The sequence below is a fragment of the Stenotrophomonas sp. Iso1 genome, from assembly GCF_027497995.1.
Lineage (GTDB): Bacteria > Pseudomonadota > Gammaproteobacteria > Xanthomonadales > Xanthomonadaceae > Stenotrophomonas.
This window is the reverse complement of record NZ_JAODBT010000004.1, coordinates 212,466-228,311: the sequence shown is the minus strand read 5'-3', so window position 1 is coordinate 228,311 and position 15,846 is coordinate 212,466. Positions and strand designations below refer to the sequence as shown.

Here is a 15,846-nt window from a genome sequence, read left to right as displayed (position 1 = left end):
GACATTGTTGCTGTGACATGCGTGACCGCTCGCCCTCCGTTACCCAAGGGATGCCGATGAAACGTTGTTACCCGTGGCTGATCTGTGTCGTGGCCATGCTGATGCTTGCCATCTCCAACGGCATGACCATGACTGGAATCACCGCCTTCGATCCGTCATTGCTGGATGAATTCGGCTGGAGCCGAGGCCAGCTCAAGTTCCGCGACATGTTCAACCTGTTGCTGGCGGCAGCACTTTCGCCCTTTGTCGGCGCACTGATCGACCGCATCGGCGTACGCACTCTGGCGTTGTTCGGCAGCGTGCTGCTTGCCGTGCTGTACGCGGCCTACTCGCAGGTGCATTCCATCGCTCATGTGTATCTGATCCACGTCGGCTTCGCAGCGGTGGTGGTGAGCAGCGGCTTGAGCGTGGCGGTGATCCTGGTGTCGCAGTGGTTCCACACGCGGCGTGGCACAGCATTGGGAATCGCGCTGGTGGGCAGCAGCCTTGGCGGCATGCTGGTTCCCAAGGTCATCGTTGCCTTGTTGCCAGAGCATGGGTGGCGCGGGAGCTTCCTGCTGATGGCGGTAATCCCGATGGTGCTGTTCTTCGTATGCCTTCTGCTGGTACGACGGCCCAGCGAGGACATGCGACCGTGGGGAGAGGGTCGGGCAAGCGCCGACACCCGGCCAGGCGTGTGCAGTTCGCTGCCGGACCTGAGCTATCGGCAGGCGCTGCGTACCCGCACGTTCTGGGCACTGGCGCTGGTGGCGATCACCACGTTCTGGGGAATCATGTCGTTGTCCTCGCACCTGATCCTGCACATGAAGGACCTGGGCTTCAACGACAAGCAGGCGGCCGATGGCATGTTCCTGCTGTTCGGGTTGGGCATGGTGGGCAAGTTTTTTTTCGGCTTCCTGGCTGATATGACCACGCCGAAAAAAGTATTCGTCTGCAATGTCGCCTTGATGTCGGTGGGCGCTGTGATCATCGCCCTGCAAAGACCGGAGCTGTTGTGGACCGGCCTGGTGGTGATGGGCCTGGGCTGGGGCGGGCTGTACGCGATCCTGCAGCTGCAGATCGTGGAAGCGTTTGGCCTGAGTGCTGCCGGCAAGATCCTCGGTACCATTTCCTTGATGGACGCGACTTCGGCGGGCCTGGGTATCTGGCTGACGGCGGTGATGTTCGACCACTTCGGCAATTACCGCGTGGCTTTCATTGTGATCGCGGTGCTGGTGGTGATCGGCCTGCTGGCCTCGGTGCTGGTACGCGATGAAAGGCGCCGCGCATTCGTAGCATCTGCGGGTGGAACGGCGGGCGACGCGGCGGTACAGCGCGGCATCGCCTGAGGCGCGGATGGGCGGGGAGTCGTGCGGCTTGAATGCACCGCTTCCCACCGCTTCCCACCGCTTCCCTTGCCGATAACAAAGGAGGGGAAGGCTGTTGCGGTGACTCTCCAACACCCGCCTAGAACAAAGGCCCGCTTGCGCGGGCCTTTGCTCATTCAAGATGCAATCACCGCCGCTGCTCAGAACGGCTTCAACTTCCCCAGCACCATGATCGCCAGAATGATCATCCAGATGCACAGCACCGGGAGCTTCACCCGCGCGACCAACTGTTTGAGTGCCTGCTGCTCGGCGTCGCTGGCGGTGTTGTTGACTACTTTGCCGAACAGCGGCCCGAAGGGTCGCAGTTGGATGCGCACCAACAGCCCCATGCTGATGATGACGGCGAACAACACCAGCTTGGCACCCAACCAGCGGCTCTGCGCGATGAACCCACCCTCGGTAAATGCATCGATGCCTGCAGCAACGCAACCCACCAGCACCAGCAGGCGCAGATAGAAGTCGACACGGGCGATGCGGTGGCCAACCGCGGAATGCTCCTTGACGAACGCAGCCCACGCCAAGGCCAACCAGGCCAGCGTGACCAACCACACCAGCCACAGCCAACCCTGCAGGGGTAGCAAACCGGCCAGCGTGGCCACGGTCAGGCCGGTGCCGAACGCCATGATCAGGCAGGTGCGCGGGATCATGTCGAGCAGCATCATCGCCTTGGCCGAGAACAAACGCACCGGCAGTGGTTGTGCCGGGTCAGCAATCTTGCCGGCGATGTAGAAAACACCCACATCGCCACCCAGCCAGTAGCCGCCGATCAGCAGGTGCAACAACAACAGCAGTTGATATTCCATCGTGATCTCCAAAAATAGCATCGCCCCCTTGCGGGAGCGATGTGTGTAGCAAACGGACAGGGCTTACCAGAAGCGGTACTTGAACTCGGCACCATAGGTGCGTGGCACGTTCGGGTAGATCACGCCTACGCCGAGGTTGGCGATATCAAAACCACCGGTGGAGGAGATTTCGTCGCTGAGGTTCTTCCCCCACAGCGCCACCGACCAATTCGCCTCACGCGGCTCGTAGGAGATGCGTGCGTTGTACTCGGTATTGGCGCGGGTCATGATCAGCCGCGACGTGTCCTGGTTTTGGTAGTACTCGTCGGTGTGGCGTGCCTGTGCGGAGAACACCAGGTCGGCATTGCCAACGGGCTGCACATAGGTGCCGGCAAGCGTCCACTGCATGTCCGGTGAGCTCTTCATCGAGCGGCCGTTGAAGTACGCTGCGTTGACGGCGGAGTAGTTTTTGTACTCACCATCAATGGTGCCGATGCTGGCATCCACGCGCAGCTTGTCGGTCAGCTGTGCCTGTGCATCCACCTCGAAGCCCTGGATCAACGCGCCGGTGGCATTGGTCATCACGAACACGCCATCCTGGTTGACAGCGGTGAGCTGGATGCCGTCGTAGTCCAGCCGGTAGTAGTCAGCGTTCAGACGCAGGCGGTTGTCCCACAGTGTGGATTTGACGCCCACTTCATAGGCCCGCAAGGTTTCGGCATCCACCGGGGTGATGGTGGCGAAGGTCGTGCCGCGGCCATTGAATCCACCGCTCTTGAAGCCGGTGGTGACGCTGGCATAGCCCATCACGTTGTCGCTGAAGTTGTAGGACAGCAACGCTTTCCAGTCGGGGCGGTTCCAGCTCTTCTCCAGGTTCTTGGTGAAGTTGGGGTCACCATTGGCGCGGACCGCACGCAGTGAGAAATCCTTGTTTTCGTAGCTGTAGCGGCCACCCAGGGTCAGCGTGAGCTTGTCGTTGAACTTGTAGTCGCCCTGCGCGTACACCGCATAGGCCGTGGTGTCCTGCTGGATGTAGTTGGTGCCTCCGCGAGTGAAGATGTCGTTGCGGGTTGGCTGATCGTTGTGCTCCCAGAAGGTGAACACGCCGGCCACCCAGCTGAAGGGGCCTTCCAGCTGCGAGGTGAACTGCGCTTCATAGCCGCGCTGGTTCTGCTTCTGGTCCTGCTCCAGGTGGTAACGCATCTGGTCGGTGCCATCCACGTCCATGTAGAAGTGATGGTCGAGCGTGCGGTAGTGCAGGATGCTGCGCCAGGAGAACGTGCCGAAGTCGGTTTCACTGGTGAGCGCCACACCGAACTGATCCAGGTCATTGATGCCCAACGTATCGGAGCGGGTCTTGTAGAAGCTGCCGAGTTTGGGAATGACATGGTCGTTGGCATCGAGCATCACCGGCGTGCCCCAGGCCGGGGTTGAACGCTCGCGCAGACGATCGATGCTCAAGGTGGCATACGACGCTTCACCCCAGGTGGAAGCAAACGCCAATCGCCCAGCGAGCACATCCTGGTCGTTCACCCATCGGTTCTGGGCGATGTCACGCATGATGCCGTCGCGGTTGCGGCTCAACACTGCCGCGGAAACGTCGAGTGTTTCGCCGATGCGGGTGGCAAACATGGCACGGCCATCGAAGCGGCCGAGGTTGCCGACACTGCCATCGAAGCTCAGCTTGTCTTCGCCGGTGGGTTTCTTTGAAATGTAGCGGATGGCGCCACCGGTGGCGTTGCGCCCGTACAACGTGCCTTGCGGGCCGCGCAGTACTTCAATGCGGTCGACATCGTACAGGTCGAGCATCGCACCGTTCTGGCGAGCAATGTAGACATCGTCGATGTACAGCGCCACCGCTGGGTCGTTGGTGAACATCGATTCGTCGGCGCCTACGCCGCGCATGATGATCTTGGCACCGGAGCTGGTGCCGGTGTTCTGCTCGATGATGATGTTGGGCGTGGTGAACTTGATGTCGTCCACGCGTTTGATCTGCATGCGGTCCAATGCAGGCCCCGTGATGACGCTCATGCTCAGCGGCGTCTTCTGCATCTGCGCCTCGCGCCGCTGTGCAGTGACACTGACCTGATCCAGCTGCACGGCATCCTTGCTGGACGATTGGGCATAGGCGTTGCCGCTGCCGATGGCTGCCACGATCGCGACAGCCAGAACACTCCTGTACAGAACATCTCTCATGACTCGCCTCGTAGCGTGAATGGAGGAAAAGCTCTAACGAGTGGGGGGAAAGCATCGCCATATAGATATATCAATGCTTCCTAGTGAGTATTCCGTCATTTGTCCGGACAATCAACCGGACTATTGCAACGCCGTTACAGCCCCTGTGCGAACCGGGATATCGCTTCAACTGGCTGAATTAATTGACTTTAGACAACATTAATAGGGGGTTTTGTTTGTTCTATAGGTACGGTGCCTATGTCATTTGCCTGCGGATTGCGGCGGTGGCACACGCCACATGAGGAGCTTGGTGGTAGGTGGGGAGGGACGATAAAGATCGCGTTGTTTATTGATATAACAATGTGTGTCTCCATCCTTCCGGATTGCATCCCATGCAGACAGATGTGTTGATCAAGCGCCAGTTCGTGCGCATCGGAAATCGTCATGTGCATTACCGCTACGCGGGCCATGGGCCAGTGCTGTTGCTGCTGCACCAGTCGCCGCAGAACTCGCGGATGTGGCTGTCGATGATCGAGCGCTTTGCCAGCCGCTATACGGTGATCGCACCGGATACGCCGGGTTTTGGCTACTCCGATCCTTTGCCGGATGACGCACCAGGCATCGAGCAGTTCGCCAACGCAACGCTGGAATTTGCCGACGCATTGGGCATTGATCGCTTCGCACTGTTCGGCATGCACACGGGTGGCTTGATCGGCATGCACCTGGCATGGACCGCGCCGCAGCGGCTGCACTGTCTCATCGTCGATGGCTATGCGTTGTTCGACGACGCAGAGCGCGCGCGCTACACCGACCGTTACCTGCCGCCCTTTATTCCGAGTTGGGATGGCAGCCACCTGCGCTGGTTGTGGTCGCGCATGCGTGAGCAGCTGTACTTCTTCCCATGGTGCGATCCGTCTGCCGAATGTGCGATCCGCCTGCCGCCTTACAGCGCTCAGGGCACGCACGATGCGGCCATGGACATCCTGGATGTCGGTGATAACTACCGCAGTGGCTACGGTGCTGCATTCCGTTACACGCAGCGCCAACGTGTGGGTGAACTGCGCTGCCCAACGTGGCTGGTCTATCGCAGCGATGACGTGTTGCTGACCCACCGGCAGCGGCTGCCGACATTGCCGGCCAACGTCATCAGCGTTGAAGACCCCGATGGCGTGGATGGCCTGCACCGGCGCATGGACGAGATTCTGCAGGAGACCACCTCCGACGCAGTGCACGGGGCGACGCTGGAGGCGCGTGATGTCAGCGGCTGGTCACGACGCATGGTGGCAACCTCGGTCGGCGAGATTGCCGTGTGGTTGAAGCCGGGCGAAGGCACGCTGGTGCTCCACCTGCATGCGCCGGGACAGCAGCCAACGCGGCCAGAACTGCAACGCGACGATGAGTGCATGCACGTGGCGGTCGAGTTGCCTGGTCACGGCGCGTCTTCGGAAATCACGGTAGCGCCATCGGCGGCTGTCATGCATGGCGTGCTGCAGGCGATATGCACACAGTTTTCGTCGACGCTACCGGTTGTCGTGCATGCGCATGAAGCTGCGTGTGCCTACCTCCCCGCACTGGCGCGGTGGTTGGGCGTACGGCTGCAGCAGATCGTGCTGCACCAGCCGTGGCTGCTGCAGGCAGCCGAATGTGCGACGTTCCTGCAGCAGTTGCCTGATCCGCAGGTACATGCCGCCGGAGGCCACATGGCCGAGGCCTGGCAGTGGGAACGCGAACGTCATTTGCTGTGGCCGTGGCTGGCACCGAGTGCACAGGCGCGGCGCCTGCTGGCAGGTCCGGGTACCGCGCAGGTGCATGCCAACGTGGTTGAACTGCTGCGCTTGGGTCAACGCATGCGGCCACTGTTCGTCGATGCGGTAGTACCGCACTTGGCCGAGCAGATTCTTGCGTTGGACGTACCCGTGCGCTTGATCGCGAGCGACGAGGACGATTACGAAGGCCGCATTGCCCTATTGCGCACACAGCGGTTGGTGACGGCATGAACAGCAGCATCCAGCACTGACGCTGCTGGATGCTGCCAGCGATTCAGAGCCGTGGCTGGAACAGCTCCAACTGTTCGCCATCCGGGCCGAGGACGGTAGCGACATCGCACTCACCGAAACCCGGCAGTGCCAGCGTGCCGCGTGCGATGCGTTCTGCGCCCAGTGCGGTGAGCGTTTGCAGGTCCGCGTCCAGGTCGGTACTGGCCAGTGATGCGGAGAGAATGCCGATGTTCGGCGGCACTGCCAGGTCGCGCAGGGGCGCGTCGGGCAGATGCTCCATGTCGAGGTAGCCGAACATCTCCACGCGCCCGGGCACGATGTGGCCGTCCTTGATCAGGTTGACGTTGTGGATGCGCACCGGACGGTCGGTGCCGAGCAGGGTCTGCAGCTCGGGGAAGTCGAGCACGCGGTCGAACAACACCTCAAAGCCGAGTGCCTTGTAGAACGCGACCGCGCGTGGCACGTCGCGGGTAGCGATGGCGATGGTCTGCACCACGCTGACCTCGGTAGTCAGTGGTCCACGCAGATCGCCGCCCTTCTCGTAGGAGAACACGTCCAGGCGGATGCCATCGGGGTCATCGTTGATAGAGTCTCGTACCGCGACTTGGTCGCTCACTTCCCAATAGCTGGGCGCGTGCGCGCTGCTGCCGCCGGCAGCGTTGACGGCCTGCATGGTTGCCAGGGCGTCGCGGCAGCGGAAATTCAACGCGTAGAAGCCATTGCCGTTGTAGAGGTTGTCGGCGTTCCACAAACGCTGGCCAGGCGTGTCGAAGGCCACCAGACGAATGCGCCCCAGCCCGGAATCGTCGGGCGCGAGCATTGCGTACTCGCCCTTGAGCGCGGGGTCAAAACGCCACAGTGGGGCCAGCGCAGGTGTCAGCGCCCCGCGTGTCTGCACGCGGTAGCCCAGGGCGTGTTCGTAGAAGGCGCAGGCGCGTTGCAGGTCGCTGACGCCAAGGGTGACTGCTTTCACTTCGGACAACATGCGGGACTCCCAGTGCAGGATCGAGGAAGGGTCGTGCCAGTCCTGATCCTGCAATATGTCCGGACAAATTGTCCAGCCGTGTCAGGTGGAGTCCGCTATCGGGGCCATCCGCACAGCAGCGGCCACATTCGCACCCTGAAGAAACCCTTCCTCAGTCGTGCCCGCCGTCGTCCACGTCCAGGGTCATCTGGTAGGTGAACTGATCCGGCCGGTACTGCACGTTGAGCAGGTCCACCATGCGGCCGTCGCCGTCATAGGAGCGGCGTTCGAGTGCGAGTAGGGCGGTGCCCGGTTCCACCTTCAGGTGCATGGCGCTGATGGCATCGGCATTGACCGCTGACAGCACCTGTTCCACCTGCTTGATGTGGATGCCGGCCGTTTGGAACAACTTCAAACGCGAGCTGTTGGCCAGCCCGGCTTCGTTGAAATCCGGGTGATCGGTGTGGGTCCAGCTGATGTAGTAGCCGAACGGGGTATCGCCGCGGCGGCGCAGACGGATGGCCTGCACCAGCGGGTCGCGCGGGCCGGTGTCGAACAGGTTGCGGATCGGCTCCGGTGGCACGGCACGGCGGAACTGCAGCAGCTGCACCTTGGTGTGCTCGGCCAGCACTTCCAGGCTTTCCAGCAGGCCGGTGAGCGGGCTGTGCATCGGCTTGGGGCGGGAGCGATGGATGACGTGCGTGCCCTTGCCGCGACGGCGCTCGACCAACCCCTCGGCAGCCAGTTCATCCAGTGCCCGCTTGGCGGTGATGCGCGACACGCCAAAGCCTTCGGCCAGGTCGAACTCGGTGGGAATGCGCGCGCCACGCGGGATCTCACCGTTGAGGATGCGGTCGCGCAGCAGGCTGAACATCTGGTGGTAAAGCGGTGTCGGCAGGTCGTTGCGCAGCAGCTTGTGCGCGTTGGTACTCAACAATGCGGCCAGCGTGTCCTGGGACATCTCGCTTCACCCTCCTTTGGCTTAATGCTATAACGATAGAACAAACAGGGTAGACCATGACGACTGACAATGCCGTGATTTCCTGGAGCCGCGACGGGGCAGTTGCCCGCATCGGCATCCATCGACCGGACAAGCGCAACGCCTTGGCTACCCGCCATTGGGCGGCGATCGAAACCGCACTGGATGCCATCGCCACCAGTGACGCCCAGATCGTGGTGTTGACCGGCGTTCCGGGTGCTTTCAGTGCGGGTGCCGATATCGACGAGCTGGGACAACTGCTCACCGCACCGGACGCCTTCGCCGCCAACAACGCCCAAGTGCAACGCACCCAGCTCAAGCTGCAACGCCTGCCGCAGACCACGTTGGCCGTCATCGACGGTGCCTGCGTGGGCGGCGGGCTTGGCCTGGCGCTGGCCTGCGACCTGCGCCTGTCCAGCGCACGCAGCCGCTTTGCCATCACCCCGGCCAAACTCGGCCTAGTCTACAGCGCCGACGACAGCCGCCGGCTGGTCAACACGGTGGGCATGGCCCGCGCCCGCGAGATGCTGCTGACCGGGCGCCTGCTTGATGCGGCCACCGCGCGGGATTGGGGTCTGGTCAACCAGCTGGCCGATGCCGATGGCCTGGAAGCGCTGGAGCAGACGCACGTGCAGCAGCTGCTGGCGACATCCGGACAGGCGCGGCGTGCGATCAAGACCGTACTTGGCCACCTCGGTGGCGATGCCAGCCTGAGCGCAGCGCAGGCCGATGCCGCGTTCAACGACGCTTTCAGCAGCCGTGATTTCGTCGAAGGCGCCGCTGCGTTTCTCGAAAAGCGCGCGCCGCGTTTCAGCTGAGCCCGCCATGCCTGCCTACCTGATCATCGAAGCGCACATTACCGACCCCAAGGGATTCGCCGCCTACGCGCGCGCCACACCCGCCGTGGTCGGCCGATATGGCGGCCACTACCTGGTGATGGGCGGCGAGCAGCGCCGCCTTGAAGGCGAGCCCGCTACCACCCGCACGGTGGTCTCTTGCTGGCCCAGCCGCGATGCCGCGCTGGCGTTCTGGCATTCGCCGGAATACGCAGCGATCAAACCGCTGCGCGATGGCACCGGCACGTTCCGTGTACTGCTCGCCGACGGCGTGCAGACCCAACCGCTTACCGACACCGCAACCGAAGGTACCGCTCCATGATCGACGCCTACCGCGCGCTGGCACTGCAAACCACCTGTCGCGCCATCAACGCCTGTGCCACGCCGGAAGACGCTGCCCTTGCGGTGGCCGACAACATCACCCGCATTGGCCGCCAGATCCGAGCCTCCAAGGCCTTCATCGGCGCGGACCTGAAACTGGTGGTGCTGCCGGAATACTTTGCTACCAGCTACCCGCTGGGTGACACCATTCCGGGCTGGGCGGCCAAGGGCTGCTTTGCGATGGACGGTGCCGAGTACGAACAGCTGGGCCGTATCGCCCAGGACAACGGCGTGTACCTGTGTTCCAACGCTTATGAGCGCGACCCCAATTTCCCGGAGCTGTACTTCCAGTCATCGGTGATCCTGGATGACAGCGGCAACCAGATTCTGCGTTACCGCCGCTTGATCTCGCTGTACGCGCCAAGCCCGCATGACGTGTGGGACAAATATCTCGATGTGTATGGCATTGATGGTGTGTTCCCGGTGGCGCGCACGCCGATCGGACGACTGGCCTGCATTGCGTCTGAAGAAATTCTCTATCCGGAAATCGCCCGCGCGCTGGGTTTGCGTGGCGCCGAGGTGATCCTGCACTCCACCAGCGAAGTGGGCAGCCCGGAGTTGACGCCCAAGGACATCGCCAAGCGCGCCCGTGCCATCGAAAACATGGCCTACGTGGTATCTGCCAACACGGCCGGAATCAGTGGTGTGGATATTCCGCTCGGCAGCGCGGATGGCATGAGCAAGGTCGTCGATGACCAGGGCCGCGTGCTGGCTGCCGCCGGTGCCGGTGAGTCGATGGCGGCCTATGCCGATCTGGACATCGCCGGCCTGCGCCGTCGCCGGTTGCGCCCGGGCATGGGCAACTTTCTGTCACGTCTGCCGCAGGGGGCGATCACTGCCGGCCTGGCCAGCACGGCACTGAAGCCGAACGCGCTGCTGGATGGCAACACCGTGAAGATTCCGCAGCGAGCGGATTTTGCCGCCCGCCAGAAGGCCACCCTCGATGCACTGCTGAGCGCCGGAGTACTGGGCAATGACTGAAGCCACCACGCTGCCATTGCGCAACCCGCGCACCGGCCAATCCGACGGCGAACTGCCGGTCACCGCCGCCATTGACGTTGCTGCGCTGGGCGCGGCGCTGCGGCAGGCGCAGCCGGCATGGGCCGGGCAAAGCATCGAGCAGCGTTGCCAACGTTTGAGCGCACTGGGAGACGCGCTGGCCGCACGCCGCGAAGGCTTCCTCGCTGCCTTGCTGGCCGATACCGGCCGCTGGCACGAATCGCAGATTGAAGTGGACGGCACCATCGGCGCGATCCGCCGCTGGGCACAGCAGGCACCGGCCTGCCTGGCCGAGAAACCAGTGCAGCAGGAAGCCATTCCCTTCATCCAGACCCAGCAGACCTGGGTGCCGTATGCGGTAGTGGGCGTCATCAGCCCGTGGAATTTCCCGCTGATGCTGACCTTGATTGATGCGGTGCCGGCGCTGGCGGCCGGTTGCAGCATCCTTGCCAAGCCCAGTGAAGTGACCTCGCGCTTCGTGCCGTTGTTGCGTGATGCGCTTGACGAAGCGGGAATGGGCGAGGTGTTCAAGCTCGTCACCGGTGCCGCTACCACCGGCCAGGCCGTGATCGATGCCAGTGATCAGATCTGCTTCACCGGTTCGGTTGCTACCGGTCGCAAGGTCGGCGAAGCCTGTGCACGGCGCTTCATTCCCGCATCGCTGGAACTGGGCGGCAAGGACCCGGCGTTGGTGCTGTCCGATGCCAACATCGAACACGCCGCGCGCGCGCTGGCGTGGGGCAGCTTCGTCAACGGCGGCCAGAGCTGCATGTCCATCGAGCGCGTCTACGTCGAAGCGCCGGTAGCCGATGCCTTCATCGCCGCGTTGGTAAAAGAAGCCGCTGCGTTGGAACTGGCATGGCCGGATCCAATGCAGGGCCAGATCGGCCCGGTGATCGCTGCATCGCAGGTGGAATTGGTGCGCGCACAGTTGGCCGATGCCAAAGCCAAGGGCGCACGCGCACTGACCGGTGGTGAGCTGATTGATCATGGCGGGGTGTGGTGCCCGCCGACGGTGCTGGTGGATGTCACCGATGAGATGGCGGTGGTGGCCGATGAAAGTTTCGCCAGCGTGCTACCGGTGATCGTGGTGGCCGATGAGAACGAGGCCATCGCGCGTGCCAACGCCACCGAGTTCGGCTTGTCCGCTGCGGTATTCACGCAGAACCCGGAACGCGCGCAGCGTGTTGCACGTCAACTGCAGGCCGGTGGCATCTCGATCAATGATGCCTGCCTGACCGGCATGGTGCAGACCGCCGAGAAGCAGAGCTTCAAACTGTCCGGCATGGGCGGCTCGCGCATGGGCACCGCTTCCATCCGTCGCTTTGTGCGGGCACGTGCGCTGCTGATCAACACCGGCACCGCCTCGCCATGGTGGTTCCCCGCAGCCTGAGCAGCTGCGTCAGCAGACCAGGACAAACCGGCCGAGGAAGATTCCGGAGCCCAGCAGCCACATCGCCAGCATTGCCGGAATGCTGGCGATACGCAGCGTCCAGCGCCACGGCGGCCGCGCGCTGCCGGTGGCGCGGAATACCAACCACGGCAGCACCGTGCCGGCGATTACGAACAGCGCGAAGACCGCCCAACCGAGCGCCCAGAATGCAGAGGATTTCTCGCCGAATTCCGGCGGACATTGCTGCATGGCCGACGCGGCACCCGGCACCATGACTGAGCCCATCAGCAAGATCTTCTTGAACACATGCAACGGTCGCAACGCAATGCCCCCGAATTGGTCGGTAGCGCATCCTGCCACAGCAGGCGTGCAGGGAAGGTCAGGCCAGGGAAGCCGTCCGCAAACGCATGTGAGCGTTCAGGGCTCCGGTGTTGCTGCCTGCGCCGCTTCTCAACAGTAACCCCGGCAGCTACAGGCCAAGGACGCCGGGGTTCATTCGTGCCTTCGGATCCAGCTGCTGCTTGATCCCTCGCAGCAGCGCCAATGGCGCCTGATCCAGTACCTCGACGAACGGGTAGGTGCGCCCGATCTGATTGGACGCACCGCCCTGTTCGGCGAACAGAGCGCAGGTCTCCTCTCGCAACTGTGCCACCAGGGCACGTGCGGGTAGGTTGGCTTCTGGCGGAGTGAACCCTGCCAACAGCGCAGCATCCACCTTTGCCTCGTGCAGCGGATGCCACGTGTCATGCCAATGAAACACCGCTTCAAAGCTGAAGCTGTAGGTGCACAGCGCCGAGCATAAATACGTCACGCGCACGCCGTGGGCCTCCATCGCGGCGCGGTGACATTCGATCAGCTGCTGATGCGCGGTGATCAACCCTGCGGCACGCGAATGCGCGACCTTGACGTTGAGTGCGGCCCAGCGGCTGCCATTGGCGCCTAGCACCGCATTGAGGCCGGGGAAGGGATCGGCACGTGCCATGCGCGGCACGGTCGCAGCGATGCGGCTGCCGCCCTGTGCCGATGCCAGGGTCTGCGCATGCGCAAGATCGTGCTCGACGGTTGCACGGCAGTTGCCGGTCGCCACCAAGTGCAGGGTGAATGCGTTATCCGGGATCACGCGCCGGCCCGCCGCAATCAGGCCGGCCATTGCCTTGAACTTGCCGCCGATTCCCCGTGCAGTGCCCAGTACCAGACGCAGCGCACGCCAGGCTGCCGACAGACTGCGGTCGCGCTCCACGTTCGCGGCCACCGCGCCGGCATCCAGTACGTAAACCTCGTCGGCCAGACCCGCGCGTGCAATCGCCGACAAGGCCTTGCCAGCGGCCTCGAAATCGGCAAACGCGAACGACGCAAAGCCCGTGTGCGCTGGCAATGGAATCAACCGGAACGCAGCGCGGGTCTTGACGCCGAAAGCACCGCCGTCGTGCATGAACAGACCCGTGGTATCGGGGCCGAAGTTGCGGAACACCGGCTCGGCATTGGCCTTCAACGCCCATTGCCCGGTGCGCAGGCGGGTGCCGTCGACAGTGATCACCTCCACACCCAATACGTTGTCGGCTGCCGAGCCATGACGCGCGCTGCCGAAGAACAGCGCGCCGTGACTGAGACCACCGCCGATGCTGGCGCCCGCGCCGGAGAACGTGCCGAAGCAGGGCAAGCGCAGGCCCAGTGGCGTGAGCGCATCATCCAGTTGTTTCCAGGTGACACCGGCCTGGGCGACGACGTACATATCCTCGGTGCTGATCTGTTCGATGCGATTCAGCGCGGACAGATCAACGACCACGCTGCGTGCCGGCTCGCAGGCATACCCGCCGGTGTAGCTCAGGCCGCCGCCGCGTGGCACCACGGAGGCACCGCTGGCGGAGATGGTAGCCACGGCCGCGCCCACAAGGGTGTCGTCGACGGGGCGGATCACCGCCAGTGGCAGGGGCCCGGATGCATACAGGTCGCTGGCCATGAGTTGCAGCGACTGAGTGTCGGTCCGCACCGCAGCGTCACCAAGAATCTTCCGCAGGCTTGCGACCAACGCAGGCGCATCCACGTTCATGCCGGTTTCCAGATGCTCACCGCCACGATGGCGGCAATGAACAACCACAGCACTGCCAGCACCGTAGTGGCCCTGACATAGGTACGTCGGATGACGGCATTGGTGGTGTCATTGGGGCCTTCGCTGGCCATGACTTTCCAGGTACGGAAATGGCTGATCAGGGCCAGGCGGATGCCAACACCCGATGCCATCACACCGGCATACAGCGCCAGCTTCCAGCGCAGCCATGCCGGCATGTCCCAACTGCCGCCCAGCAGGCCGGTGGCCAATGCCAGCAGCACGGCCATGAAGACGTAACGCGAGCCGCGATCGATGTTTCCCAGCATCATGCCCACACGCGCGTGGCGCAGCCGATGCACCGCTTCCACAAAGCCAAGCCACAACACGCACAGCACGCCTGCAATGGCCGCAGTGGTTTCAGCGCCAGGCACCAGCCCGTACAGCGCTGCCAGCGAGAAGCCCAGCCCGGCCTGCAGCACCAGCGCGTAGCGCACATGCTGATCCACGTGCATCACGTGTTCCATCAAACGATTGCGCTCGGCAAACGGGATGTGGCTGCCATAGGACACATAGCGGTAGGTGCTGTTGATCACCAGCTCGGCGCCCAGCCAATAGCCGAGCACGGCGATGTGCGCCACCAGCAGGATCTGCAGCAGCATGCTCAGTGCTCCACGACGGCGTAGCTGTCCAGCTCATAGGCGGTCTGCATGTAGCCGGTGACCGTGGCACGCAGCACGATGTAATGCTCGTCGGCCGTCACCCACAGGTCGTAGTCCGGATGTTCTTCGGGCATGCCGACATCCAGGATGCGGAAGTGGCGCGCTTTGAAACGTCCGGCGATCACCTCGATCTCCTCCTCGCCGACATATTCGATGGCCAGCGATACCGGGAAGATCATCGGCCCGGTTGCGCCACGGTGGTCGGGCGAGGACAGCAGCATGAAGAACGTCTGTTTGCCTGGTCCCTGCGACAGGTCATACAACGACATCGCATAGCTGTCGTTGATGATGGCGTGGTTGCCGAATGCCTGTAGTGGCGCCTGCAGCGGGAACCGCTGGGAGATGCGTCCCTCGACCGTGGTGGTGGATTCGCACTGCGCTTCGGTTGGGCCAAAAGCGAACCAGCCCGAGCCACGGAACTGCCCGCCCACGGCGATGCGCACGAAGCACTCCTGCGGCAGGTTGTTGGCATCCAGGCGCAGGTTGACGTCGCGCACCACCGCCGGGGCATCGTCGATCTCGCAATGCGCGGCCAGCACGCGTGAACCGTCACGGTGCACGTCCAGTCGGAAGGATTCACGGCCGCGTTCCACACCCATGCGGTGGGCTTGGTTGCTGGTGTAACGCAAGGTGCCGGTAATCGAACGAATCACACCACTCATGCTGTTGCCTCCTCGGCTAACGGGTCGATCTGCAGGATGCTTACCGGCACGTTGTCCGGGTCGTAAACGATCATTTCGCGGTAGAGACCGGCAGGCGAACGTTCGCTTGCCACCCGCTTGGGATAGGACAGTGGTGGTGTCAGGAACCGATAGCCGCCGGTGGTCAGTGCGCCATGCAGCGCATCGAAGTCCGTGGTGGACAGCACCAGCGCGGTTTGTCCGTGTGCGGGCTTGCCGGTAGGTACGTCGAGGGCATCAATGGCAACGTCGCTGATCTCGAACAGGCCAACGATCACTGCTGTATCGCTTGCCGCAGCCAGCAACGCGATGCGCATCGTGCACGGCGGCAACTGCAGCAGCCCACCGGCCATTGCGCCCTGCAGTGTCTTCTCTTCAACCACGACCAGTCCCAGCGTGTCGCGGTAGAAGCGCAACGACGCTGCCATGTCACGGCAGAACAACGTGAAACGTTCGAACTGGAGATTCATGCCACTCCTTATTGCGGAGGTGGCCCGGCCGGGAGCAGGTCCCGGGGCGGGCGC

15 protein-coding genes are annotated in these 15,846 nt (G+C 63.1%); 6 read left to right on the top strand and 9 right to left on the bottom strand.

The window, feature by feature from the left end; genetic code table 11:
- Positions 1-56: 56 nt before the first annotated feature.
- Positions 57-1,328 (top strand): MFS transporter, encoded by a 1,272-nt coding sequence (locus tag PAN08_RS16190; RefSeq protein ID WP_269792548.1) that lies wholly within the window; start codon positions 57-59, stop codon positions 1,326-1,328.
- Positions 1,329-1,507: 179 nt separating this feature from the next.
- Here PAN08_RS16190 and PAN08_RS16185 read toward each other — a convergent pair whose 3' ends face one another.
- Positions 1,508-2,170, bottom strand: coding sequence for a hypothetical protein (locus PAN08_RS16185; RefSeq protein ID WP_269792547.1), 663 nt, complete (start codon positions 2,168-2,170; stop codon positions 1,508-1,510).
- A gap of 63 nt (positions 2,171-2,233) precedes the next feature.
- Positions 2,234-4,345 (bottom strand): TonB-dependent receptor, encoded by a 2,112-nt coding sequence (locus tag PAN08_RS16180; protein ID WP_269792546.1) that lies wholly within the window; start codon positions 4,343-4,345, stop codon positions 2,234-2,236.
- Between the two features lie 371 nt (positions 4,346-4,716).
- Between PAN08_RS16180 and PAN08_RS16175 the strand changes: the two genes are divergently transcribed.
- Positions 4,717-6,321, top strand: a complete 1,605-nt coding sequence (locus PAN08_RS16175) for an alpha/beta hydrolase (RefSeq protein ID WP_269792545.1) — start codon at positions 4,717-4,719, stop codon at positions 6,319-6,321.
- A gap of 43 nt (positions 6,322-6,364) precedes the next feature.
- On the opposite strand, the gene PAN08_RS16170 is transcribed toward PAN08_RS16175, so the two are convergent.
- Positions 6,365-7,306, bottom strand: a complete 942-nt coding sequence (locus tag PAN08_RS16170) for a VOC family protein (RefSeq protein ID WP_269792544.1) — start codon at positions 7,304-7,306, stop codon at positions 6,365-6,367.
- A gap of 151 nt (positions 7,307-7,457) precedes the next feature.
- The gene (locus PAN08_RS16165) at positions 7,458-8,246 is read right to left on the bottom strand and encodes a GntR family transcriptional regulator (protein WP_269792543.1); all 789 of its coding nucleotides are present in this window, start codon (positions 8,244-8,246) and stop codon (positions 7,458-7,460) included.
- A 56-nt stretch (positions 8,247-8,302) separates the two neighbouring features.
- Here PAN08_RS16165 and PAN08_RS16160 point away from each other — a divergent pair, with 56 nt between their 5' ends.
- From PAN08_RS16160 to PAN08_RS16145, 4 genes are read left to right on the top strand one after another with little or no spacing between them, the layout of a single operon-like run.
- Positions 8,303-9,082 (top strand): enoyl-CoA hydratase/isomerase family protein, encoded by a 780-nt coding sequence (locus tag PAN08_RS16160; RefSeq protein WP_269792542.1) that lies wholly within the window; start codon positions 8,303-8,305, stop codon positions 9,080-9,082.
- Between the two features lie 7 nt (positions 9,083-9,089).
- Positions 9,090-9,422, top strand: coding sequence for a DUF1330 domain-containing protein (locus PAN08_RS16155; RefSeq protein WP_269792541.1), 333 nt, complete (start codon positions 9,090-9,092; stop codon positions 9,420-9,422).
- A complete protein-coding gene (locus PAN08_RS16150) occupies positions 9,419-10,462 on the top strand; it encodes a nitrilase-related carbon-nitrogen hydrolase (protein WP_269792540.1) in 1,044 nt (347 codons plus the stop codon). Before PAN08_RS16155 ends, PAN08_RS16150 begins: the two co-directional genes overlap by 4 nt.
- A complete protein-coding gene (locus tag PAN08_RS16145; protein ID WP_269792539.1) occupies positions 10,455-11,873 on the top strand; it encodes an aldehyde dehydrogenase family protein in 1,419 nt (472 codons plus the stop codon). Before PAN08_RS16150 ends, PAN08_RS16145 begins: the two co-directional genes overlap by 8 nt.
- 9 nt (positions 11,874-11,882) lie before the next feature.
- Here PAN08_RS16145 and PAN08_RS16140 read toward each other — a convergent pair whose 3' ends face one another.
- The 5 genes from PAN08_RS16140 to PAN08_RS16120 all read right to left on the bottom strand — a co-directional run bounded on the left by PAN08_RS16140 (position 11,883) and on the right by PAN08_RS16120 (position 15,792).
- Positions 11,883-12,179 carry a hypothetical protein gene (locus PAN08_RS16140; RefSeq protein ID WP_269792538.1) on the bottom strand — a complete coding sequence of 99 codons (297 nt, stop codon included), beginning with the start codon at positions 12,177-12,179 and terminating at the stop codon, positions 11,883-11,885.
- Between the two features lie 163 nt (positions 12,180-12,342).
- The gene (locus tag PAN08_RS16135; RefSeq protein ID WP_269792537.1) at positions 12,343-13,923 is read right to left on the bottom strand and encodes an FAD-binding oxidoreductase; all 1,581 of its coding nucleotides are present in this window, start codon (positions 13,921-13,923) and stop codon (positions 12,343-12,345) included.
- On the bottom strand, positions 13,920-14,582 hold the full coding sequence (locus PAN08_RS16130; protein WP_269792536.1) for a hypothetical protein: 663 nt from the start codon (positions 14,580-14,582) through the stop codon (positions 13,920-13,922). Before PAN08_RS16130 ends, PAN08_RS16135 begins: the two co-directional genes overlap by 4 nt.
- 2 nt (positions 14,583-14,584) lie before the next feature.
- Positions 14,585-15,304 (bottom strand): hypothetical protein, encoded by a 720-nt coding sequence (locus PAN08_RS16125; RefSeq protein WP_269792535.1) that lies wholly within the window; start codon positions 15,302-15,304, stop codon positions 14,585-14,587.
- A complete protein-coding gene (locus tag PAN08_RS16120; protein ID WP_269792534.1) occupies positions 15,301-15,792 on the bottom strand; it encodes a VOC family protein in 492 nt (163 codons plus the stop codon). Before PAN08_RS16120 ends, PAN08_RS16125 begins: the two co-directional genes overlap by 4 nt.
- Between the last annotated feature and the right edge of the window lie 54 nt (positions 15,793-15,846).